Origin of the sequence: Christensenella hongkongensis (assembly GCF_000981035.1) — a bacterium.
GTDB lineage: Bacteria > Bacillota > Clostridia > Christensenellales > Christensenellaceae > Christensenella > Christensenella hongkongensis.
This window is the reverse complement of record NZ_LAYJ01000134.1, coordinates 21891-45256: the sequence shown is the minus strand read 5'-3', so window position 1 is coordinate 45256 and position 23366 is coordinate 21891. Positions and strand designations below refer to the sequence as shown.

Annotated in this window: 16 protein-coding genes; 13 read left to right on the top strand and 3 right to left on the bottom strand. The window is 47.6% G+C overall.

Features of this window, described 5'->3' with window-relative positions; translation table 11 throughout:
• Window positions 1-165 precede the first annotated feature (165 nt).
• Both CHK_RS15385 and CHK_RS15380 read right to left on the bottom strand, forming a co-directional pair.
• Window positions 166-2832, bottom strand: a complete 2667-nt coding sequence (locus CHK_RS15385) for a SpaA isopeptide-forming pilin-related protein (protein ID WP_046444966.1) — start codon at window positions 2830-2832, stop codon at window positions 166-168.
• A 48-nt stretch (window positions 2833-2880) separates the two neighbouring features.
• Window positions 2881-5103 carry an Ig-like domain-containing protein gene (locus tag CHK_RS15380; RefSeq protein WP_046444965.1) on the bottom strand — a complete coding sequence of 741 codons (2223 nt, stop codon included), beginning with the start codon at window positions 5101-5103 and terminating at the stop codon, window positions 2881-2883.
• A gap of 541 nt (window positions 5104-5644) precedes the next feature.
• Between CHK_RS15380 and CHK_RS15375 the strand changes: the two genes are divergently transcribed.
• From CHK_RS15375 to CHK_RS15330, 10 genes are all read left to right on the top strand, one after another.
• Window positions 5645-6301, top strand: a complete 657-nt coding sequence (locus tag CHK_RS15375) for a TetR/AcrR family transcriptional regulator (RefSeq protein WP_046444964.1) — start codon at window positions 5645-5647, stop codon at window positions 6299-6301.
• Window positions 6302-6378: 77 nt separating this feature from the next.
• Complete coding sequence (locus tag CHK_RS15370) at window positions 6379-7650, top strand: MFS transporter (RefSeq protein WP_046444963.1); 1272 nt, start codon at window positions 6379-6381, stop codon at window positions 7648-7650.
• A 62-nt stretch (window positions 7651-7712) separates the two neighbouring features.
• Window positions 7713-8381, top strand: coding sequence for a response regulator (locus CHK_RS15365; RefSeq protein ID WP_046444962.1), 669 nt, complete (start codon window positions 7713-7715; stop codon window positions 8379-8381).
• Between the two features lie 16 nt (window positions 8382-8397).
• Window positions 8398-9834 (top strand): sigma-54 interaction domain-containing protein, encoded by a 1437-nt coding sequence (locus tag CHK_RS15360; RefSeq protein WP_046444961.1) that lies wholly within the window; start codon window positions 8398-8400, stop codon window positions 9832-9834.
• Window positions 9835-10228: 394 nt separating this feature from the next.
• Entirely contained in the window at window positions 10229-11677 is a 1449-nt protein-coding gene (locus CHK_RS15355) for a 4-hydroxyphenylacetate 3-hydroxylase family protein (protein WP_046444960.1), read from the top strand.
• 51 nt (window positions 11678-11728) lie between these two features.
• Window positions 11729-12082 carry a NifU family protein gene (locus tag CHK_RS15350; protein ID WP_131925074.1) on the top strand — a complete coding sequence of 118 codons (354 nt, stop codon included), beginning with the start codon at window positions 11729-11731 and terminating at the stop codon, window positions 12080-12082.
• Window positions 12066-12335: a hypothetical protein gene (locus CHK_RS15345; RefSeq protein WP_052740654.1), complete on the top strand. Its 270-nt coding sequence runs from the start codon at window positions 12066-12068 to the stop codon at window positions 12333-12335. Before CHK_RS15350 ends, CHK_RS15345 begins: the two co-directional genes overlap by 17 nt.
• A 29-nt stretch (window positions 12336-12364) precedes the next feature.
• A complete protein-coding gene (locus tag CHK_RS15340) occupies window positions 12365-13675 on the top strand; it encodes an acetyl-CoA hydrolase/transferase family protein (RefSeq protein ID WP_046444959.1) in 1311 nt (436 codons plus the stop codon).
• Window positions 13676-13686: 11 nt separating this feature from the next.
• A complete protein-coding gene (locus CHK_RS15335; RefSeq protein WP_046444958.1) occupies window positions 13687-14799 on the top strand; it encodes a 4-hydroxybutyrate dehydrogenase in 1113 nt (370 codons plus the stop codon).
• 196 nt (window positions 14800-14995) lie between these two features.
• Window positions 14996-15682, top strand: coding sequence for a response regulator (locus tag CHK_RS15330; protein ID WP_046444957.1), 687 nt, complete (start codon window positions 14996-14998; stop codon window positions 15680-15682).
• A gap of 147 nt (window positions 15683-15829) precedes the next feature.
• On the opposite strand, the gene CHK_RS15325 is transcribed toward CHK_RS15330, so the two are convergent.
• Window positions 15830-17296: a succinate CoA transferase gene (locus CHK_RS15325; RefSeq protein WP_046444956.1), complete on the bottom strand. Its 1467-nt coding sequence runs from the start codon at window positions 17294-17296 to the stop codon at window positions 15830-15832.
• A 362-nt stretch (window positions 17297-17658) separates the two neighbouring features.
• Between CHK_RS15325 and CHK_RS15320 the strand changes: the two genes are divergently transcribed.
• The 3 genes from CHK_RS15320 (at window position 17659) to rpoN (ending at window position 23307) form a co-directional block, all read left to right on the top strand.
• Complete coding sequence (locus tag CHK_RS15320) at window positions 17659-20253, top strand: InlB B-repeat-containing protein (protein ID WP_046444955.1); 2595 nt, start codon at window positions 17659-17661, stop codon at window positions 20251-20253.
• 306 nt (window positions 20254-20559) lie between these two features.
• Window positions 20560-21918: an aldehyde dehydrogenase family protein gene (locus CHK_RS15310; RefSeq protein ID WP_046444953.1), complete on the top strand. Its 1359-nt coding sequence runs from the start codon at window positions 20560-20562 to the stop codon at window positions 21916-21918.
• Between the two features lie 69 nt (window positions 21919-21987).
• Complete coding sequence (gene rpoN, locus CHK_RS15305; RefSeq protein ID WP_046444952.1) at window positions 21988-23307, top strand: RNA polymerase factor sigma-54; 1320 nt, start codon at window positions 21988-21990, stop codon at window positions 23305-23307.
• The last annotated feature ends 59 nt before the right edge of the window (window positions 23308-23366 follow it).

Genomic DNA, 23366 nt, shown 5'->3' with positions numbered 1-23366 from the left:
AAGACCAAGTAGGCAAAAAAGACAGCCGCTTAAGCGGCTGCCCGAGATAGTAATGCGGTGTCAAACTTCGATGCCCCTTGAGGGGCTAAGTCCGCAATTCGCCCTTCCAGGGCGAGCGCAAACCACCAGTTTACTGGTGGTTATGATTGTTAACAACTGGCATTACTATTTTTCATGTTGCTTTTTATATTTGTATCTTAGGAGAACTACCGTTGTTGTGCCAGCTGCCAGGCATAACGCAATCCACAAGCCAAGGCTGCTGTTGTCGCCCGTTTGGGGGCGGCTTGTTGTGAGGGCATCGGGAGACAGCGGTGTATTTGTGACGGTTTGCTCCACGCTGATATGCTGGCCCTTTGCATCATACACAACAGAAAACAGGTGTTTTTCTTCATCCAGTATATATCCATCAGGCGCCTTCGTTTCTACAAAATAATATTCGCCCGGCAACAAACCGGTGACAACGGCCTTGCCGGATTTATCTGTAGTAATATGATCTAATATCAAATTACCATTACTGCTGTACACACTGAACACCGCTTCCGCCAACGGGGCGCCCTGCAGGTCGGTTTTGCTGATCTCCAGATTCCCTTTATACTGGTGGTTGATAAACTTCCGTAAGTCCAGTGTCGGAAATGCGCCTGCATAGCTATCCGTAATAGAGAAGAAGATAGGGCGTTCGTCCAAAACCAGTCCGTCAAGAGTTTTTGTTTCCACGAGCTTGTAGCTTCCTGGCGAGAGTCCGCCAAGGCCAATCCAGCCGGATGAATCGGTCGTGAGCTCGGATATGAGGGATGGGGTATCGCCCATTTTGTAAAGCTCAAATACAACGCCTTCAAGCGGTTGCCCGGTATCGGATTCCTTTACCATACGAAAGCTGCCTTGATAGTCGATAAACGATCCAACCTTTATCACGTCGGGATTGGTGGTTACATCAAACTCCATTGGCGTGGTGTTGAGGATATACTCGTCTGCACGCCTGGTTTCTACAAATCGGTAATGACCGACAGAGAGTCCCTTCACCAATATTTGTCCGGCGCTGTCTGTCGTAAGGTTTTCACGAACGGTCTGCCATCCATCTGCAACCTGCTGCTCGATGGCAAATGTCGCGCCCGAAACAGGCCAGCCAATTTCATTTTCCTTGACAAATTCCACCTGGGTAAGCCCGTTGGTAAAGGTAAAAATATTGTTATCCGGCGATAATGAGATCGGTACGCCGGAGGAGAGCACTGTAGTAAGCGTATATCCAGGCGGCACAGCTACTTCCTGGATGGTATAATCGCCTGAAACCAGATTTTCGTAGGTAATGATTCCCTGAGCGTCTGATGTGGTTATACCGCCGACAGGATCGCCGTTTTTGTCATAGAGCTGGAATTGAGCGCCGGCAAGAGGATTACCATCCATATCTACCTTTTGAATCGTAAGCTTCTGGAAAGCGCCGCGCAAGGTACCGCCACCCCTGTTTACATCTACGCCAAGCGGGGTAGTCACCGATTCTGAGTGAGATCCGCCGTTATTACCTGTGATCGTAGCAGTGTTCGTGATTTGCTGCGTTGCGCTGCCGTTTGAGGGATCGACATAAATAGCCGCCTTGTAGCTCATATAGTATGCGCGGTCGATTGTTGCATATTGCCCTTTCAGGGTAACGGTCAATGTCCATGTGCCGTTGACATTGGTGTAAGCGGCGTCATAATCCGTACCCTGTACGAGTGTAACGCCAAGGTCAGGCGTAAGCTTTCCGGATTGATCCACCTGCATGCCGTTGATTGTAAGCGAGCTCATCAGTATGGACTGGTTGGACGACGGCACGTCTACGACCTTGGTATCCGTGAGCGTAGACTGGCTTGGATTAATGGTAACATTCCAGTACGCATAGCCGTCGGCGCCCTGATAACCGTTTTTATAAGCAAGAGATCCTCCATTATTTACTGCGACTTTACTGGTAAGGGTTTCTTTTGGCGTAAAATCGTTGTAAAAATCCGCTTCGTTCGTATATTCTTTTTTGACTACAGTTCCTTCGACCGTAGTATCAAACTGAACAAGGAACAAAGGAGGAAGCTCGCTCGATGCAACAGGGACGCCCTTCACTGCGTCCGGCGCTGCATCAGGCAGGCGTACGGTTAACGTTTTGTCAGTACCGGACGGATTGGCCGGTTCCGATATCATAAAATAGCCATATTCCTCTGGCGTTAGTTCTCTTAGCTGCGTATATCCGCCATCCGGGGCAACCGAATAGAAATAGATACGTGTAGAGCCGGGGACAAATACCTGATCGTCGGGGATTGGATCATCGATGCGGGCATTTTGCAGGCCTGTTTTTGCATAATTGGTATAGATGCTCCACGTGATTTGTTTGGTAACCGCATTATAGCTTCCGCTTTTACCACCGTTTTGCTGTGTTTGCTTATTAAGCGAAACCTGGGCTTCGGAAGTATAAATTCCAAGGCCGTCTTCAAAGAACGCCGTGTTTTTATATGTGGTCAGCGATGGATCCTGGCCCGTATATTTCAAAGGCGTTTTGAAGGTGATGGTAAAGCTGTGATCCGTTGGGAAAAGGGAAGCGTCAAGCTCCAGCTTAAAACCGGCTGGCAAATTGGTATAAGAATATTTATCGTTCCCGAGCAGCGTATTGCCATTGCCGTCGGAACCATTGTCCACAACGGAACAGTCTGTAACCTGGCCATCGATAATGTAATTTGCCATATCGGTGAGGAGGCCTTTCGTAATCGTCTTGTGATCGTTGTTGAGTACGACCTGCCACGTGATCGTCTTGCCATTGACCGGTGAGGAATAGTCAACGTCCTTCACAGTTTTAATTGCTCCCTGCTGGCGCAATGTGAAAGTGGGCGTTGACGTAATCGGCGTCGAACCGCCCGGAGGCGTTCACTGAGCGGCATTTGCGATCATCTGGTCAGTATTCACAATATTACCCGGGGCTTGCTCTGCTTTGGTTTCATATACAATATTGTATGCACCTGTGAGCTCGTTGGTAAATGTAATTTCGAATCTGTTTCCAGGATCGACATTTTCCGTAAGCGAATATTCACTGCTCGCAAGCGGCTGGTTACTCTGTACAGGATTCCCGTTCCCGTCGAATGTAACAGGATATATTTTCAATGTAGCCGGATCGAAAGACATGGGTACCGTGTTTCCAATATTGTTGTAAATATCGGCGATCATAGTACCCGCGGGGATCGTGTTACCCGCATAATTGTACTGGATCATCCATTTTACAGTTTGCGTTTGGGGAGAATATCCTGTTGACATTTTTTTGAGGTAGCTGTCGTAATTTGCCCTGAGAGTCGCCTGTGCGGACAGGGGAGTTGTATTTCCAGACCAGTCCAGCGTAGCATTGTTTTCAAAAAGTTTATTTTCACCGAGCGGCGCAACAACACTTTTATCGATTGGCGTAGTATAACGGATGCAGTATGCAGTTTTGATAGGCGCGTCAAAGGTAACCGTATCGTTTTTCGTGGTTGTATCACTCACTGTATAGCCTGAGGTGAGCGGTGCGCCATAAGACGTAATATTTCCATATACGTCAAGGTTAACGGGCAGGACCTCTACCGTCGTTGCAGAATAGATCAGTCCGGGGGGAAGCGTATCTGCAACCTTTGCATTGTCCAAAGAGTCCATATTTTTATTGATGATAACATCCCATGTTATGGAATCAGGGTTGCGCGTTTTATCAAATGAGCCTTTTTTTTCGATGGCGCTTCCAACAAGAGGCTTTAACGTCACGCTGGAAGATACGTTTGTTTCGCTTGGGATGCTGATATCGGTATCGCCAGGCTCTGTGACATTCAGGCTGTTGAAGGCTCCGTTAAAATTAATTTGACCTGTTACATCGCGCAACGTACTAATCGCGTCTGTAAAAGTGATGGTAACAGTGCCATCGGTATTGACCGAAAAATTGGCATATGTTTTGCCGCTTACAGGATCAATCATTGGCTGGTTGTAAAGGCCTGTTTTAATCTTTACGTTATCTGGCAGTTCTATCGTATAGTAATCGCCCGCTTTTATTTTGGGCGTCACATCGTTTGGAATTGCCAGGTCAAAATTAAATTTGATCTGTGAATTAATATTTGCTGTCCCGTCGGGCATGGGATTTCCTTGGGCATCGGTATAGCTCAGGTGCATTCCGGATATGATCGTAGCGGGCGTCGTTGTGAAATAATTTTTGATGTCGGTTCCTATTGGGGCCGCCATTGGAACGATAACAGGATAATCCTCCTGCGAGGCACTTTCCTCATTTGAAGTGTCGGCGATCAAAACAGGGACGGGAGCAAAATTTTCACCGCCAATGCTAATCTCAAATGGAGTACTCAATGCGATCTGATCCATATTAAAAGCGGCGTCAAAGGAGAAGGTTCCAACAACAGCAGTATTCTCGGCATGGGCAAAATAATCTCCAGCCGTTATCCTGACAGTACCATTCTGTAATATATCCGCGTTCCCTAAGCTAACGCCAGTCTGTGATTGCTGTATTGGAACCGTTTTGACGATGGGGCTGAGGGTATCCGGCAAGTGAAAACTATAATAATCACCGGATATGAGCTGTGTTGCTATTTCCGCAGGAATGGTTACGTCAAAAGTAAACCGCACGATTGAATCGGGCGATATATTTTCGCCTTCCAAAACAGTTTTCAGGTCTGCGGACAAAAAAGAAACTTTCAGATCAGAAAGAACTGTATGAGTTGCAGGGTTGCTGTATGCTTCTATGCCCTGTGAAGCTAATTGCTCAAAAACAGTTTTTATATCCCGTGGCTGGCCGGAAGGCACTGTGCCGTTCGTTTCAGTTGGCGCTGGGGATTGTGATGCTTCCGGCGTTTCAGCCGCTCCAGCAGGATTGCTTTCCCCGTTGTTATCAGATGGTAAAATGGCATCGCCGCTTGGAGTGGGACTGTCATTTGCGCCGCTCGAAGCACTTGCCGACGGTTCCGGCAAAACTTCGCCGGCAGCCGGTGTTTCCTGTCCTGGGGCATTCTCCATATTTTCGGCCAGAGCCAGCATTGGAACCGCAAAAAGTTGGAGCGTAAAAGCCATACACAAAACAAATATCAACCATTTATTGATATGCTTTTTGTGAAAATTATTTTGTTTCATCGTTTGTCCTCCCCGGTATTCGAACATAAAATACCTGTCGTTCTCAATATTATTGATTATATATAAACGAGCACTGAAGCATAAAACAATGTAAAGGCAAAATGCGCACAGAATCAGGATAGGAAAAATCGTAAATAATCTGCTTTATTTTCTGGCGAAGTGCGAACGTTACGATCAAAAGTAAGCATTAATTTACAAAAAACTCTTTTTTGGCAGGCAAATGTGGTATAATTACTTTGGAGGTTAGAGTATGGAATGTAAGCATTGCGGCTCGCAGATGTATGAGCGTAAATCGAAACAGGCATCAAATTCCACAAGGGTATATATTTGTCCAAAGTGTAATGCAGTCATATATGTCTGGCCTGATGGAGATGTAAAAGAGGAAAAGAAAGAAAATAAGTATTGATCGGAAGATATCCTGGAAAGCCGTTTAAAAAAGACGGCTTTTGTTATTTCAAAACCAATTTAGCTGATTGACAAAGCGGTAAATAAGATTTACAATTCATACATACTATTGGTATGTATTCGAAAGGGAATCAAAATGGCACGAAACAAATATCCGGAAGAAACCGTGCAGAAAATATTGGAAATTGCAGGCCGATTGTTTCTTGAAAAAGGTTACGACCAAACATCCATTCAGGACATCGTAAGCGAGCTTGGAATGTCAAAGGGCGCGGTCTATCACCATTTTCAGAGCAAGGAAGAAATATTCAACCGGATATGCAGCGATTTTTATGACGATAACGAATGGTTTGAGCGCGTAAAGAAGGATAAAAGCCTGAACGGGCTGCAAAAACTCCAACGGGTGTTTTTTGATTCTCTTGGGAATAAGACAAAGCTGAAAATGGACAGGGCATTGCTGTTGCCAATGCTTGAAAATCCGCGTATTGTTGTCGCGCAGCTGCGTGAATCCTTATTTGAAACAGGGCCGATTGTCGCGCGGTTGATCGAAGAGGGAAACAAGGATGGTTCTATGGAGGTATCAAAACCTGCGGAAGCGGCTGAATTGCTCATGCTGCTTACGAATATATGGGCAAATCCGGCGCTGTTTAGCTGGAGCAGGGAAGAATTTATGAGCCGCGTGTCTTTCATAAAGGAGCTTACGGATAAGATAGGGCTGCCGGTGATAGATGAAGAAGTAGCCGCGGTTTGTGGGCATTATTATGATGCTGTTGTCCAAGGGAAAGACATAGAATAAACAGCATTTTTTTGCAAAAATACATACCGACGGTAGGTATGTAAAATATTTTCCAGAGGAAGGACAGAAAAGTTAAGATGGGATATAAATTGTTTAACAGGGATTTTACAATCATGATAGTGGGGCAGATAATGTCCTTATTTGGGAACGCGGTCATGCGCTTTGCGCTTTCGCTGTATGTACTGGATCAAACGGGCTCGTCGTCTGTTTTTGGGATGATACTTGCAATTTCAATGATACCAATGGTCGTGGGAGCGCCTTTTGGAGGCATTTTGGCAGACCGCGTAAGCCGCAAGTGGATTATGGTGGCGCTGGATTATATTACAGCCCTTACGATCGGAATCTTTGGAATTTTGATTCAGGCGGGAGGCATAACTGTGGTTGCGGTGCTGATGTTCGTACTAATGATTATACAATCATTTTACCAGCCTGCCGTACAAGCCAGCGTTCCATTGCTCGCACAGGGAGAAAATCTTGTCCGGGCCAATGGCATGGTCATTCAGGTCAATGCGCTTGCAAATCTGTTAGGGCCTATCATCGGAGGATTTTTATATGGTTTCTTCGGCTTGTGGCCAATCCTTATTGTTGGGTTTGGATGCTTTTTTGCATCGGCGACGATGGAATTATTTTTGCACATCCCTTTTGTACGGCGCGAAAGGAAGCAGGGAATTTTTAAAATGATCAAAAGCGACGCAGGTAGCGCAATGCGTTTTTTGCTGCACGAAAATCCGTCCATGCTCAAATTGTTACTGCTTACAGCGGCGCTCAACCTGTTTATGGCGGCAATGTTTACCGTAGGGCTGCCATATCTCGTCAGGATATTTCTGGGGCTTAGCAGCCAACTTTACGGTTTTGTGGAAGGGGCAATGGCCGTTGGATCCATCATGGGAGGCCTTCTTGCAGGCGCTGTGACGAAGAAGGTTCGATTCAGCGGTTCCAGTAAGTTTCTATTTGGCGCTACGCTGTGCCTGGCGCCGTTGGGGCTTGCGGTTATGGGGAATGGCACGCCGTTTGCTTCCTATGGCGTGATTCTTGTGACGGTGGTGGTTTGTCTGTGTTGCACAACACTTTTTACGGTGATCGCGCAGACATTTATTCAAAAAGTAACACCCAATGAGATGCTTGGAAAAGTAATGGCATTCGTGACAATGTTTTGTACCTGCGCTTATCCGCTTGGGCAGGCAATGTATGGATTCCTCTTTGGAATCGATGGACTTAACCCGGCGGTGGTCGTGGGGGTGGCGGGCATCGCAAGCCTGCTGATTGCGTTTGCCGCAAGGAGGACGCTAAAACGCTTTTCTGAAAAACAGCCGGTCATGCCGAAAGCAAAGGAGATTATGGATAGCTGAATATCGCTTGGTTGACATGGATTGTGAAATCTCTTACAATGAAATCAGGAGAGCAAAAGCATATGTATCAGGTGATTATCGTGGATAACGATCCGATGGTGTCCTATATCAATCGGGAATATGTGGAACGCGACGGACGCTTTCGTGTCGTCGGTGAATTCCAGTGCGGGCGTGACGCGCTTGATTTTCTGGCGGAAAAAGGAGCGGACCTCATGATCCTCGATATTTGCCTGCCTGAATATAATGGAATCGAGCTTTTGAAAGATATCCTAAGGAATAGAATACAGGTGGACGTTATTATGGTCACTGCTGCAAAAAAAACCGATGCGCTCGTTTCTTCGCTGCATCTTGGCGCAGTTGATTATCTGGTGAAGCCCTTTTCCTATAACCGGTTTCAGCAGGCTCTGGATAAATATATCGACTATAAGCAAACCGTAAGCGGCCTTCGTACGGTGGATCAGGAGACGATCGATCATTTGTTCCACGCCAAGGACGCGTCGCTGTCCTATTCGCAGGGCGGCGCTAAGAATGAAACGGAAAAGAAAATTATGGAGTGCTTTCGTGAGAAAGCGGGGCATGATTTCACAGTGAAGGAGTTTGCGCAGCGCCTGGGGCTTTCTACAGTAACAGTAAGACGTTACCTGAAACGGCTCACGGACGCGGGGCGCGTGATTGGCGATATCGACTATAATACCGGCGGACATCCCTGCATGGTCTACCGTCTGCCTTGAATTTTGGAAGGTTTTTATGAAAAACAGACTACCTGCTTATTATGAAAAAGGGGACCTGCTGAGCGATATCAGTAAAGCGCGCAGTGTGCTTGACGTAGTGATCGAAGGATCATATGATGGAATTTATATTACGGACGGAAATGCAAATACCATCATGGTGAACAAATCCTATGAGATATTGTCGGGGCTCAAACGCGAGCAGGTGCTGGGAAAAAACATGAGGGATCTTGTGAAGGACGATTTGATTAACCAGTCTGGAACGCTTGAGGCAATCAGGACGCGGGAGCCTGTGACGCTCGAGCAGGAATTCCAGACAGGAAAACGCGCAGTCATAACCAGCACGCCCACGCTTGACGAGAATAATGAAGTGATTATGGTAATCACCAACGTGCGCGATATTACAGAACTGCACGAGCTGAAAATGAAGCTGCGGGAAAATGAAGAACTGTCGGAGAAGAATGTATCTGAGCTGGAAGCAATAAGAAGGCAGCTGATCGGCGACGGCGAGCTTGTAGTTCGCGATAGGGCGATGCTGAATGTCCTTCAAATGATAGACCGGGTGCGCAAGCTCGACACTACGGTTTTGTTGACAGGTGAGACCGGGGTTGGGAAAGATAAGATTGCATCCTATATATTCCGTGGCAGCAACCGTTCGGCAGAGCGGTTTATTAAAGTGAATTGCGGCGCAATTCCTTCCACGCTGATTGAAAGCGAGCTTTTTGGTTACGAAAGGGGCGCTTTTACCGGAGCAAACAAGGAAGGAAAAATGGGACTCTTTGAGGTGGCGGACAAAGGCACGATATTCCTTGACGAGGTGGGAGAGCTGCCTCCTGATATGCAGGTTAAGCTGCTGCGTGTGCTGCAGGAGCAGGAAATCGAACGGATTGGTTCCAATAAACCAATCAAAGTGGATGTGCGTGTGATTGCCGCTACAAACAGGAATCTATTGGAAATGATGCGTGAAAAAACCTTCCGGGCAGACCTGTTTTACCGCCTGAACGTTTTTCCCGTTACAATTCCGCCGCTGCGGGAACGAAAAGACGATATTATTCCGCTTGCAGAGCAGTTTCTTACCGATTTGAACCATAAATATGGAATGGAAAAAAGGCTTACCGACGCGGCAAAGGATGTGCTGCTGGAGTACCGGTGGCCTGGAAACGTCAGGGAGCTGAAAAATGTGGTGGAGCGTTCTATGATTATGAGCAATACCAACGAGGTTACGCTTGGAAACCTGTTTTTGCACGTTGCATCCGCGGAGGGACAGCTTTTGCAAAGTGGGGAAGGAATCGATCTAAAGGCGCTCGTAGAGCGCATGGAGCTTGATTATATTAATCACGCATACGAGCAGTGGGGAAACGTCCGCGACGCCGCAAAAAGTCTTGGAATGGATGCAGCTACCTTTGTTCGCAAACGAAAAAAGTATCGTGATAAGCTTGGGACGTTGCAAAAATAAAACGCGTTGCAAAAATGAAACGAAATAGAAAAGATTTAAATTTTACCCTATTTCAAGAAGTAAATGAAAAAATTGTTAAAAAATAAACAATGAGCGTTGCGATTTTGCAACGATCGAAGGGAAAATTGGTATTACAATTTTTATTGTGGTGGAATATCGATGTAAACCAAGGTTTGATTTTCACAAAATAGCATTCTTATTTTGAGATTACACAGAAAAAGTGATTAAATTTCAAAAAAGAGTGCTTTTTTTTGAAAAATATGCTATATTTTTATATGGATGGCACGTTATTTGCATATATAAAATTGAAGGTATATAAAGGGGAGATCACTGTTTTGCGGTGAGAAAGCAGTGATTGGGAAAAACAAGCTCATAATTAGAAAGGAAAAGTATTATGGCACTTATGACTGGCGAAGAATACATTGAAAGTATTCGCAAAATCAAAATGGAAGTTTATATGTTTGGGGAGAAAATCGAGAATCCTGTGGATGATCCGATCCTTCGTCCTTCGCTCAATTCCGTTCGTATGACGTATGATCTGGCGCAAATGCCTGAGTACGAAGACCTCATGACGGTAACGCTTGAGGATGGACGTAAAATCAACCGCTTCACAAACATTCATCGTAATACAGACGATTTGATCAAAAAAGTAAAGATGCAGAGGCTCTTGGGACAGCAGACGGCTGCGTGCTTCCAGCGCTGCGTTGGTATGGATGCGTTCAATGCCGTTTACAGCACGACTTATGAAACAGACAAGGCCTGTGGAACGAATTACCATGAAAACTTTGTTAAATTTATGAAATACTGCCAGGATAACGATCTGACGATCGACGGCGCGATGACTGATCCGAAGGGCGACCGCTCTTTGGCTCCCCATGCACAGCCTGATCCGGATATGTACCTGCGCGTGGTGGAAAGACGTCCGGACGGAATTGTCGTGCGCGGCGCAAAAGCGCACCAGACAGGTATGCTTAACTCTCATGAGGTAATCGTAATGCCCACGGTTGCAATGAGACCGGAGGACAAGGATTATGCGGTGTCTTTTGCGGTTCCGCTTGACGCACCGGGCCTCTTCATGATCATCGGCCGCCAGTCCTGCGATACGCGCAAACTGGAAGGCACGGAGCTTGATGTAGGAAATGCTGAATTTGGTGGAGTGGAAGCGCTTACGATCTTTGACGACGTATTTGTTCCAAACGACCGCATCTTCCTCAATGGGGAAACAGAATTCGCAGGAATGCTGGTTGAGCGTTTTGCAGGATATCACCGCCAGAGCTATGGCGGCTGCAAGGTCGGCGTGGGCGACGTGCTGATTGGCGCGGCTGCGGTTGCGGCTGATTACAACGGAGCAGCAAAAGCTTCGCACATTAAAGACAAGCTGATTGAGATGACGCACCTCAATGAAACGCTGTATGCGTGCGGTATCGCCTGCTCGGCGGAAGGGCACCAGACGGAATCCGGCAATTATATCATCGACCTGCTGCTGGCAAACGTCTGCAAACAGAACGTAACGCGTTTCCCGTATGAAATCGTACGGCTTGCTGAAGATATTGCGGGCGGTATCATGGTTACGGCTCCGTCTGAAAAAGACTTCCGTGATCCGAAGCTCGGTAAATATGTTGAGAAATACCTGAAGGGTGTGGAGAGCGTTTCTACAGAGAACCGTCTGAGAATCCTGCGCCTGATTGAAAATCTTGCACTTGGCACGGCTGCCGTCGGCTACCGTACAGAGTCCATGCACGGTGCGGGAAGTCCGCAGGCACAGCGTATCATGATCGCGCGTCAGGGCAACCTGGGAATGAAGAAGGAACTCGCAAAGAAGATCGCGCACATCGAAGAGTAAGAAAAATAAAATCAGCCGCCGCAGGCGCACACAGTGCGTGCCGGCGGCTGGATGCTTTACGGAAGAGAGTGGAAAGGGGCAGTTATGCACGAAGAATTGCAGGAAAGGATCGAACAGGTCCTGCGCGATAAGGTGCGGCCCGCAATGGGTGAGCACCAGGGCGATATTGAGGTAGTCGATATTAAAGACGGCGTGCTTAAGGTGCGTTTTCTGGGCAAGTGCAGCAACTGTCCTTCCGCTTCTTTCACATTGGAGTCTTTGGTAGGCAGTACAATTAAGGAAGAGATACCCGAAGTGAAGGATGTCGTGCTGGTGACGGGCGTCAGCGATGAAACTTGGAATATGGCGCGCAGCATCCTTGACAGAAAACGGGCGGAACGTAATACCAATGAGAATCGGAATTAAATATTGCGGCGGCTGCAATCCGCGTTACGACCGTACGGGGATTGTGCAAAAGCTGAAAAAGGATTTCCCGCAAAGCGAGATTGTGATTGCGGGTGCCGATACGCCTGTTGATTATGCGGTGATTATCTGCGGATGTCATAGCGCATGCGCGTTGCATGATAATCTGGAAGGGCGTTACGGTAAAATGATAATGGCCGAAAAAAATGATTATGCAAATCTCCGGGAGGCGCTCAGGCAAATACCGGAACAATAAAATTTTGATTGTGACAGGGGAGGAAACCAATGGATTGGAAACAAATATACAAATCGCGGCTTACAACTGCCAAGGAAGCGGTAAAGAAGATTAAATCAGGGGACACGGTGGTCATCGCGCATGCGACGGGAGAGCCGGTTCATGTGACGGACGCTATGGTTGCGAATGCGGATGCTTATGAAAATGTGGAAATCATCCACATGGTGTCTATGGGAAAATCATTATATTGCGCGCCGGAGATGGAAAAGCATTTCCGCCACAACGCATTTTTCCTGGGCGGGACGACGCGTGCAGCATGCGCAGAAGGCCGTGCGGACATCACGCCGGTTTATTTTTCCAAGGAGCCGGAGCTTTTACGTACAAACTGCAAGCCGGATGTTGCGCTTGTGACGGTGACGCCGCCGGACGAGCACGGATTTGTAAGCCTTGGAATTTCTGTGGACTATACGATGGAAGCGGTAAAACAAGCAAAAACCGTTATTGCCCAGGTCAATAAATATATGCCCCGCACGCATGGCGATTCGTTTGTCCATGTTGATGAAATCAGTGATTTTGTAGAATTTGACGAACCGATCCTCGAACTCCCCAATCCAAAGATTACGGAAGTGGAAGAAGCGATCGGACGGAACTGCGCGTCGCTTATCAAAGACGGCGACTGCCTGCAGCTTGGAATCGGCGCCATACCGGATGCGGTGCTGCTGTTCCTGAAGGACAAGAAAGACCTCGGAATTCACAGCGAAATGATTTCAGACGGCGTGGTAGAGCTTGTGGAAGCGGGCGTTATCACAAATAAGAAAAAGACGCTGCATCCGGGCAAGAGTATCCTCACATTTGCAATGGGCACGCGCCGCCTGTATGATTATCTTGACGATAACCCGGCAGTTGGCGTTTATCCGGTTGACTATGTAAACGATCCGATCGTGATCGCCCAAAACGACAATATGGTTTCTATTAATTCGTGTGTCCAGGTTGACCTTATGGGGCAGGTGGTTTCTACCTCTGTGGGCCATAAGCAAATCAGCGGCGTGGGCGGCCAGGTAGATTTTGTCCGCGGCGCATCCATGAGCAAAGGCGGCAGAAGCATTATGGCGATGCCTTCAACGGCGGCAAAGGGAAAGGTATCCAAAATTGTCAGCGTCATTGATGAAGGTGCTGCGGTTACGACCTCAAGGTATGACGTGCAGTACGTTATCACAGAGTATGGTATTGCAGACCTGCGCGGCATCACGCTCAGGGAGCGCGCGATCCGCCTGATCAGGATTGCACATCCTGATTTCAGGCCGCAGCTTATTGAGTTTTTCGAGAATAAATTTAAATGTAAATATAGCGAAGAGGACTAAGGAGAGATATTATGAAACAACTTGCAATTAAACCGGTTATCCATGCGTTTGACACATGCAAAGAATTCTGTGAAGCGTTTGAGATTGGAGAGGGCGACCTTATCATTACAAACGAATATATTTTCAATCCGTTGTTTACGGACCTTGGAATCAAAGCGGACGTAATGTATCAGGAGAAATACGGCACGGGCGAGCCGTCCGACGAAATGGCGGAAGCGATGTATGCGGACATGAAAGCAGACTATAAGCGCATCATTGCCATCGGCGGCGGAACGATTATCGACATCTCCAAGATTTTTGCACTTAAGAATGTCAGCCCGATTCTGGATCTTTACGACGGAAAGGCTGAAATCATCAAAGATAAAGAGCTGGTACTCGTGCCCACAACCTGTGGGACGGGCAGCGAAGTGACGAATCTTTCTATTTTAGAACTCAAGAGCCGTCATACGAAGCTCGGTTTGGGCCTTGACGAAATGTATGCGGACAGCGCCGTTATGGTGCCGGAGCTTTTAAAGGGGCTGCCTTTCAAGTTCTTTGCGACAAGCTCGATCGACGCACTGATCCATGCTCTGGAATCCAGCCTTTCGCCTGAAGCGACTCCTTATACGGAGATGTTTGGTTACGAAGCGATCAAAATTATCCTCAACGGATATAAAGAGATCGCAAAGAACGGCGAGGATGCACGTATTCCGCTCCTGAAAGATTTCCTGATTGCGAGCAACTACGCAGGGATTGCGTTTGGCAACGCAGGCTGCGCGGCAGTTCACGCAATGAGCTATCCGCTGGGAGGCACCTACCACGTTCCTCATGGCGAAGCAAACTATTGCCTGCTGATCGGCGTATTCAAGGCATATATGGAACTCGATCCGAACGGTAAAATTAAAAAACTCAACAAATTTATCGCGGATATCCTCGGATGCGGGGAAGAAGTTGTATATGCAGAACTGGAAAAGCTTCTCAACAAAATTCTGCAGTGCAGGCCGCTGCATGAATACGGCGTAACAAAGGAAGACCTTGACGTATTTACGGATACGGTCATGACAAAGCAGGGCCGTCTGATGGCGCGTAACTATGCTACGCTTGACAGGGACAAAGTATACGAGATATACAGCAAGCTTTTCTAAATAAAATACGGGTTTCGCCTGCAGGGTTCCTGCAGGCGGAGGCCTGTTTTGAAACAAAGGAAGGCATACCTCCCCAAAAGACGATTTTTGAGGAGCATGCCGCCTGTATTTGACAAAATTTTAACAAAGAAAAACGCTATTATGACTGTTTGCACCGTGGTGTGCGGTCAGGGAATAACAATCGAGGTTTGATAAAATGTATCGGATGACGGTATTGAAGAGAGGATTCAGAGGGCTGAACAGCAATGCGACTGACATGATCAGGGACAATCGCTTCCAGATTGAGATGCTTTCCTTTAACGAAATGATCTCCTCGCAATATTTTGAGAGACACCCGGCAGATTTGCTTTTGGTAGACCTGTGCACGAACCCCGAAACAGGAGTTGAGCTGATACGCGAATTGCGTTTAAACAGCGTGCGTACGGAAGTGATCGCCTATGTTGCGAGAAACGACTGCGATACGCTTCGTGCAGTGATGCGCCTTGGCGTAGTGGATTGCCTTGTCGATCCGTTTGACACGAGCCGTTTTGAGCAGGCGATTGCGCGGTTTCTCCATCGCGTACAGCTTGTTGAGCAGCGGGGAACGCTGACGCAGGAAAAGGTGGACTGGCTCCTGAAGGGAGCCGAATGTGAGGTTCCGGAACTGCCGAAGGGGTTGCAGAAAAAGACGCTTAACTCTATCAGGGCGGTGTTCAACAGCCAGCCGGATGCTTGTTTTTCCTGTGACGATATTGTTGGGACAGTTAATTTGTCCCGCATTACGGTGCAGCGTTATTTGTCCTATTTGCGCCAGAATAACGAGTTGATCGAGAATACAAATTATCAGACCGGAGGACGTCCGTGCTCGATTTACCGCTACAATCCCGGATTGTTATTTGCATAACGTTTTGGTCAGGATAAACAGCTTGCTGGAAGTAGTTTTATAGTCAGGTGGCGGGCTTTGTGGATTTGTTATGCGCGAGGGCGTAAGGTTTTACAGATGCAAAAAGGTCATGGAACATTTGCTCCATGACCTTTTCTAATGCCTGTTTTATTTATCTGCGAAAACTTCCCTCAGAAGCTGTGGTGTCTGTTTGCATTCACACTCCATGCAGGAACGTTCCAGATAATCGAGAAGCTGCGGGCGGAAGTCCGGATGCGCGCAAACTTCGATAATCTTACGCGCACGGATTCTTGGCGGAAGTCCGCGCAGGTCTGCATAACCATATTCCGTAACAAGGAAATGGATATCGTGCTCTGTATGGTCTACATGCGTTACAAATGGAACAATGCACGAAAGCGTACCATTTTTTGCAGTAGAGGGTGTCATGAAGATGGAAAGGCCCGCGTTTTGCGCAAAGTCGCCGCTGCCGCCAATCCCGTTCATGATTCGCGTACCATTGATGTGCGATGAATTCGTGTTGCCGTAAATATCAACCTCAATCGCCGTATTCATAGCGATAATGCCAAGGCGGCGAATAACCTCCGGATGATTGCTGATCTCCTGGGGACGCAGCATGATCTTATCTTTATATTTCTCAAAATTTTTGTCGTAATGCTCCTGAAAATCCGGGGAGATTGTGAGCGACGTACCGGAAGCAAAAGCGATTTTCCCCGCGTCGATCAGGTCAAATACCGCATCCTGCAAAACCTCGGAGTAAACGTTGAGATTTGTAAAGGATGATTTTTTAAGCCCTGCAAGAACCGCGTTTGCCACGCCGCCCACGCCGGACTGCAGCGGAGGAAGCGGTACGGGCAGGCGTCCTGCTTCCGTTTCCTTTGTGATCAGCTCAACAATATTATCCGCGATTTTTTGCGAAATATCATCAACTGGTTGAACCGCGCGACCTTTATCGGGAATATCGGTCATAACGATTGCCGCGATTTTATCGAAATCACAGGGATAATATTCCGTACCGATGCGGTCGGCCGCACGTACGATAGGGATCGGCTTGCTGTTGGGAACACGTTCAACGGTGTATACGTCATGAATGCCTTTTAAAGATAACGGCTGTGTGGTATTTACTTCAAGAATAACCTTCTTTGCACAGTCAATATAAGTATTTGCCGCGCCGATTGAGGTCGAGGGAATGATGTGCCCGTCCTCGTCTATACCGGAAACTTCGACGATTGCAAAATCGATGTCGCCGAAAAATCCATTTTTGGCCCAAACGGCAAGCTGGCTTAAGTGCATATCAAAATATTCGATCTCGCCGGCGTTAATCGCATTGCGTACGGTGGAATTGGTCTGGTAGGGAAGACGTTTTTTCATAGCGCCCGCGCGCGTAAGAGCACCGTCGATCTGATCTCCAACGGAAGCTCCGGTCATAATCGTAAGATCAAGTTTTTCGCCCGTTTCTTCCGCGCGTTTCGCAATCGCAAGCGGAACCGCCTTTGCATGGCCTGCCGGTGTAAACCCGCTCAGCCCAATCGTAGCGCCCGGATAAATAAGCTTTGCGGCTTCATCTGCCGTCATTACCTTGGATAAATATTTTTCACATTTGATTCTTTCGTTCATAACGATAGTACCCTCCAATTTGCGCCGGAGTTCTTTTCATATCTAAAAACGACGCATTCTATAGCAATTATATATTATACACTGTGGCAAACAACTTTGCATCAATTATTAGCCGATTTTTCCTGTTAACTAACTAAGGAACCGGAAAGGAAGGAAACACTCGTTTTTTTAGTTACAAAAGGTAGTGACTTGTCCTGTGAAAAATTTTGAAAAGCAACCTCTGGAAATTTTAACTTTTGACTGTTTGTTCCGGGGGTATATTAGTTAAAGACTGTAGAAGACGAAATCATTTCAAAGCTGCTTCAAACTTCGGTCTGAATAAAAGGCTATTATATAATACACACAGAGAGGATGCTATTACAATGAATAAGAAAGCAATTATTTCCATATTTGTTTCCGTTTTATTGGTATTGAGTATTTTCAATTTTGCTTATGCAAATGAAGTAATGCCAAATCCAGCAAATGCAATGGAAGAGGAATCAATTTACTCTGAAATGGATACAGAGGCAGCAGAAGAAACGGAAACACCAGAGCCGGCTGCTTCACCTGCCCCCATACTTGAAGAAACGGGGCAACCTTATCAGGAGGAGCAGGCAGCACCGTTAGAAATGCCTCAGTCATTGGAAACTGATGAGGGATTAGAACAACCGGTCCTGGCGGCAAACTCGATCACACCGTTCGTTGCCAGCGACGATACAACGCTGCGCAATGAAATTGCCAGCGCCGCTCCCGGAGGGGTAGTAGAGATTTCAAATAATATTACGATTACGGGGACGCCGTTGACAGTCGACAAAAACCTGACGTTTCGTTCTGCCGGAGGCACGGTACAGCTATTGGTTGCGGGGAACATACGCCATATAAATGCGTCGGCAGGCGTCACCCTGACCTTTGAAGGGGTGGAACTGGTTGGCAATGCCTCTGCAGATGGTGGAGGTATCAATGCGTTGGGCATGATTACACTCAATGGTGCGTCGATCAAAAATTGCCAGGCCGCGCAGGGCGGTGGTATCAATGCCGCAGGCGCAGCAACTATTAATAATTCGACATTGACTGGAAATAAGGCAACAGCGGGCAATGGCGGCGGAGCTTATGCCAGTGGCGCTGTTTTAATATCAGGAAGTACGATTAGCCAAAATACTGCGACAGGCGACGGCGGCGGAATTTATTCGGCAGGCAATTTTACATTTTCAAGTGGAACAGTTAGTGGAAACAGCGCGGAAAGAGGCGGCGGGATTTATACTCCTGCGCCCAACGCCTTCCTGAACGGAGGAACGATCAGTAATAATACGGCCGTCGATGGCGCCGGATTTTATGGGCAAACAGTTTATATGTTGCGTGGGACGGTCACCGGGAATCGCGCGACGGAAACCGGGGGCGGCCTGTTCGCGGTAAATATAACGGTGGAAAATGGACAGGTCAGCGGGAATACGGCCGGTGATAATGGCGGCGGTATTCATACAGAACAGGATTTTGAAATCAACGGTGGTTTGATCGAAAATAACACAGCAGTGAACGGCGGTGGCGTTTATGTATCCGGCGAAGCCCAACTGAACAGTGGCGTGATTTCGGGTAACAATGCAACAACCGGAGGCGGAGCCTATGTGACCGGCAGTACACAATACATCGGCACGGAAATCAAGGGAAATACGGCGGCTAACAATGGCGGCGGACTCTACCAGAGAGGCAATATTGTCATATCCGGTGGAAGTCTGGCAGATAACGTTGCAACGTCCGGCCATGGTGGAGGTATTTATTCAGCAAGTAATTTTACGCTCCAGGATGGAACAGTCAGCGGCAATCAAGCCGGAATAAACGGCGGCGGTGTGTATATGATTGCGCCAAACACATTCCTGAGAGGAGGGACTATCTCGGGTAATACAGCGCAGCAAGACGGCGGCGGTGTGTATGGATCGGTTATATATATGCTGGAAGGCACGATTGACGGCAACCATGCGATGGAAGATGGCGGTGGTGTGTTTGCTGTCAACATCACTATGGAAAACGGACAGATCAATGGAAATGTTGCAGACGGCAGCGGCGGCGGAATTTATGCAGATAATTGGATTGAAATCAATAATGGAACGATCAGCGGCAACAGGGCCGAAAATGGAGGCGGAATAAGTACAATAGGAGACATTGACTTCAACCAGGGCTCTATTACAGGCAACACGGCCTTGCAGGACGGCGGCGGGATCTACGGGACGCTGGCAAATATCTTCGTTCAACCTGGCGCTGTGTTTGCGGATAACAGCGCATCACGCGGATATCTGATTAAGGAGGAGGACAAAGCCCTGTATGCTTCAAATGTCCACACGACGTATATTACGCAGCCGTTTACATACGCATATAACAATTTTGATATCAATTATACCGGTATCGAAATCGAGTATGTGGTGACCTTTGATTCACAGGGGGGCAGCGGGGTAGAGCCCGTTTTGGTTTCTGACGGATCAACGGTGGCAAAACCTGAGGATCCTGTAAGAAACGGCTATACCTTCACGGGTTGGTTCAGGGACGCGGCGGCAACGCAGCCGTGGGATTTTGCAACTGCAATCAACAGCAATATCACGCTGTATGCGGGTTGGCAGGAAACGCCTGTGCCGATCGTGACCTATACGGTAACGTTTGATTCGCGCGGGGGCAGCGCGGTTACAGCGATAACCAATATTTCGGCCGGAAGCCTGATCAGTGCTCCTGCAGATCCCACATACGAAGGATATACGTTTACGGGATGGTTTACCGATGCGGCAACAACGCAGAAATGGGATTTTGCATCGGATGCGGTAAATGGAAATATGACGCTGTATGCGGGATGGAAGGCAAACGACGTGGTAGTTGCCGTTCCAAAAACAGGAGATACGGCCGATCCGTGGTTTTATGTATGGATTGCCGTTGCGGGAGCTTCTATCCTTGCGGGCTTGCTGGTGAAAGTGAAATATCAGCAGAAGAGAAAATAATCTGAATATCGTCTCAGGACAGCGGATGACCGGAGCGTCTCAATGGCGCAGGTCATCCGTTTTTTAGATTAAGCAAAATGATCGGCAACCACGGTGTTTTTAAAGATAAAAACATACGTTAACGGAAAAAACACAAATCCGATTTTTTTAGTTACAAAAGATTGCGTTTTCCCTGAAAATTACTATAATAGTACAAGAAAACTTGTATGCTTTTATATTGGGGTTAAAGGCATTGTAAAAGTGAATTTGTATATAATTTTTAGGCGGATTATATATAATTTTATAATTTTCAGGAGGGTTTAGAAAATGGCTACAATAGCGGAAATATTCGAGAAGGCGCATGTTGCGCAGGCCGAATATGAGAAGAATGCCGACCAGGCAAAGGTAGACGCGGCTGTAAAAGCAATCGGCAAGGTTGTTTATGACCGTGCGGAAGAACTTGCAAAAATGGCGGTTGAGGAATCCGGCATGGGCGTTTACGAAGACAAAGTGGCGAAGTGCAAAGGAAAATCCAAATGTATCTGGAACAGCATGAAGGGCAAAAAGTCCTACGGCATCATTGATGAAAACAAAGAGACCGGAATTATTAAGGTAGCAAAGCCAAAGGGAGTCGTAGGGGCGATCACTCCGGTGACGAACCCTGTTGTTACGCCCATGTGCAACGCGATGTTTGCATTGAAGGGTAAAAACGCGATTGTAATCGCGCCGCATCCGCGCACAAGCAACCTGAATAAATATGTGGTGGATTTGTTCCGCGCAGAGCTGAAAAAACTCGGATTGCCCGAAGACCTTGTTCAGACGATTGAGCATCCGACGCTCGATATGACACAGGAAGTTATGAAGACTGCTGACGTTGTTGTTGCAACTGGCGGCGGCGGGATGGTGAAATCCGCTTATTCGAGCGGCAAGCCGGCCCTTGGCGTTGGCCCTGGAAATGTGCAGGTGATTGTTGACCGCGGCGTGGATTATGACGAAGCCGCATCCATGATTATTGCGGGCCGTAAGTTTGATAATGGAATCATCTGCTCTGGTGAACAGAGTATTATTGCTCCCAAAGATGATTTTGACAAGGTAATCGCTGCCTTTGAGAAAAACGGAGCTTACTATATTGACGATCCGGCAACGGTAGAAAAATTTGCAAAGACCATTTTCCCGGACGGCGTAATCAATAAAGACGTGGTAGGCCAGAGTGTGCAGAAGATCGCGTCCCTTGCAGGCGTAGACGTACCGGAAGGCACAAAGGTTGTCGTTCTGAAGGCGCGCGGCATCGGCAAAGCAGACCTGCTGTGTAAGGAAAAAATGTGCCCGTTCATGATTGCGATTCCATACGATACGTTTGATGAAGCAATGAATATCGCATATGAAAACCTTTGCTATGAGGGAAAAGGACATACCTGCGCGATCCATTCAAACGATATGGAGCACGTACGCATGGTCGGCGAATTCATGCCGGTAAGCCGTATCGTAGTGAACCAGCCTTCCTCCACAACGGCGGGCGGCGCGCTCACAAACGGATTTTCACCGACGACAACGCTTGGCTGCGGCAGTTGGGGAAATAACAGTATTTCTGAAAACCTCAACTATACGCATCTGATTAACGTTTCGCAGATCGGTCTTTACGACAAAGACAAAAAGATTCCGACAGACGAAGAAATCTGGGCGTAATGCAAAAATTGCCTGTATGCGAAGCCTTTGGGCTTCGCGGCAGGCTGATTTGATATCATGGTAACTTAAATGCAGATTGGCATTGAACAAAAGCAGACGCAGTCACAGGTATTGGGACAGCAACTGCAGCAGGCATTGTTTCTGCTGAAGATGAATGCGCTGGAGCTTAATGATTACCTGGGCGGGATGGTGGTTGAAAATCCTGTTTTGGAAATGACAGAACCGGAAAACCTGTTTGGAAACGCGGGAGCTTTCCGTGTGCGTATGGGTACGGATGTATCGCAGGCCGGACAATCCGGCGGTGTGCGCAGCAATGAAGGATTTTTCGAGATCGCAGACAGTGAAGGCCTCAAGGATGAGTTGTTGCAACAACTTGATATACGGGGGCTTGAACCAAAGGAGCTTCTGGCCGCAAAGACCATCATTGACAGCCTTGACGACAGAAGCTATTTTACGGAGCCACTGAGTGAAATTGAGCGCTTATGCGATGCTTCTGCAGAGCAAGTGCAAAAAGCACTTGAGGCGGTTCAGTCGCTTGATCCGGTGGGAGTCGGAGCAAGATCATTGCAGGAAAGCCTGAAATTGCAGCTTGAGCGCAGGCAGGTTCAGGATCCGTGTGTGTACAAAATTCTGGAAGGGTTTCTGGAGGAACTTGCGCATGCAAAGTATGCGGCGATTGCAGCAAAGCTTCATATCTCGGTGCGGCGCGTCAAAGAATACGCGCAGCTTATAAAAAGTCTTTGGCCGGGCGTGAGCAACGACGCAAAGAGAGAAGAAATACAATATGTGTATCCGGAAATTACGATTGTGCGAAACGGGGACGACCTCGAGGTGCAGCTTGACGAAAGAAGGCTGCCAAAGCTTACGATCAATCCGGAGTACCGAAAAGCAGCGGAACAGGATAAAGCTGCGAAGGATTATTTAAAGGAACAATACATAAAAGCGAACAGGATTGTCAGTTCGCTGGAGTTGTGGAAAACGATGCTGCGACGTGTCGCAGAAAAGATCGTAACAGTCCAAAAGCCTTTCTTCCTTGAGGAAAAGCCGCTTGCGCCAATGCGCCTTGCGGACCTCGCCGAAGAGCTTGGCGTAAATGTTTCGACCGTGAGCAGGGCGGTGGCAGGGAAGTACCTGATTTGTGACAGGGGCGTGTTTTCACTGAAACACTTTTTTGTGCGAAGCCTGCCGACGTCACAGGAAAAGCCTGTGAGCAGCGATTATGTGCACGAAGCAATCAGGGAATTGCTTGAAAAGGATTCCTCCCTTTCAGACAGCGCAATGACAAGGCTGCTGAATGAACGGGGAATCAACATTGCACGCAGGACAGTCGCCAAGTACAGGATGAAAATGGGCATTGCTCCCGTTTATCGCAGAAAACAGAAAGTTTGAAATAGTAAGTAGCGTCCAAAGACGCTTGCTATAACATACGTTGTAAAACGAACGCTATT

Excerpts from the sequence above, each read along its gene's own strand:
- CHK_RS15345 (WP_052740654.1), top strand. The coding sequence starts at position 12,066 with ATGAGAATCGGAATTAAATATTGCGGCGGCTGCAATCCGCGTTACGAC.
- CHK_RS15330 (WP_046444957.1), top strand. The coding sequence starts at position 14,996 with ATGTATCGGATGACGGTATTGAAGAGAGGATTCAGAGGGCTGAACAGC.
- CHK_RS15325 (WP_046444956.1), bottom strand. The coding sequence starts at position 17,296 with ATGAACGAAAGAATCAAATGTGAAAAATATTTATCCAAGGTAATGACG.
- CHK_RS15350 (WP_131925074.1), top strand. The coding sequence starts at position 11,729 with ATGCTTTACGGAAGAGAGTGGAAAGGGGCAGTTATGCACGAAGAATTG.
- CHK_RS15360 (WP_046444961.1), top strand. The coding sequence starts at position 8,398 with ATGAAAAACAGACTACCTGCTTATTATGAAAAAGGGGACCTGCTGAGC.
- rpoN (WP_046444952.1), top strand. The coding sequence starts at position 21,988 with ATGCAGATTGGCATTGAACAAAAGCAGACGCAGTCACAGGTATTGGGA.
- CHK_RS15380 (WP_046444965.1), bottom strand. The coding sequence starts at position 5,103 with ATGAAACAAAATAATTTTCACAAAAAGCATATCAATAAATGGTTGATA.
- CHK_RS15310 (WP_046444953.1), top strand. The coding sequence starts at position 20,560 with ATGGCTACAATAGCGGAAATATTCGAGAAGGCGCATGTTGCGCAGGCC.
- CHK_RS15340 (WP_046444959.1), top strand. The coding sequence starts at position 12,365 with ATGGATTGGAAACAAATATACAAATCGCGGCTTACAACTGCCAAGGAA.
- CHK_RS15320 (WP_046444955.1), top strand. The coding sequence starts at position 17,659 with ATGAATAAGAAAGCAATTATTTCCATATTTGTTTCCGTTTTATTGGTA.
- CHK_RS15335 (WP_046444958.1), top strand. The coding sequence starts at position 13,687 with ATGAAACAACTTGCAATTAAACCGGTTATCCATGCGTTTGACACATGC.
- CHK_RS15370 (WP_046444963.1), top strand. The coding sequence starts at position 6,379 with ATGGGATATAAATTGTTTAACAGGGATTTTACAATCATGATAGTGGGG.
- CHK_RS15355 (WP_046444960.1), top strand. The coding sequence starts at position 10,229 with ATGGCACTTATGACTGGCGAAGAATACATTGAAAGTATTCGCAAAATC.
- CHK_RS15365 (WP_046444962.1), top strand. The coding sequence starts at position 7,713 with ATGTATCAGGTGATTATCGTGGATAACGATCCGATGGTGTCCTATATC.
- CHK_RS15375 (WP_046444964.1), top strand. The coding sequence starts at position 5,645 with ATGGCACGAAACAAATATCCGGAAGAAACCGTGCAGAAAATATTGGAA.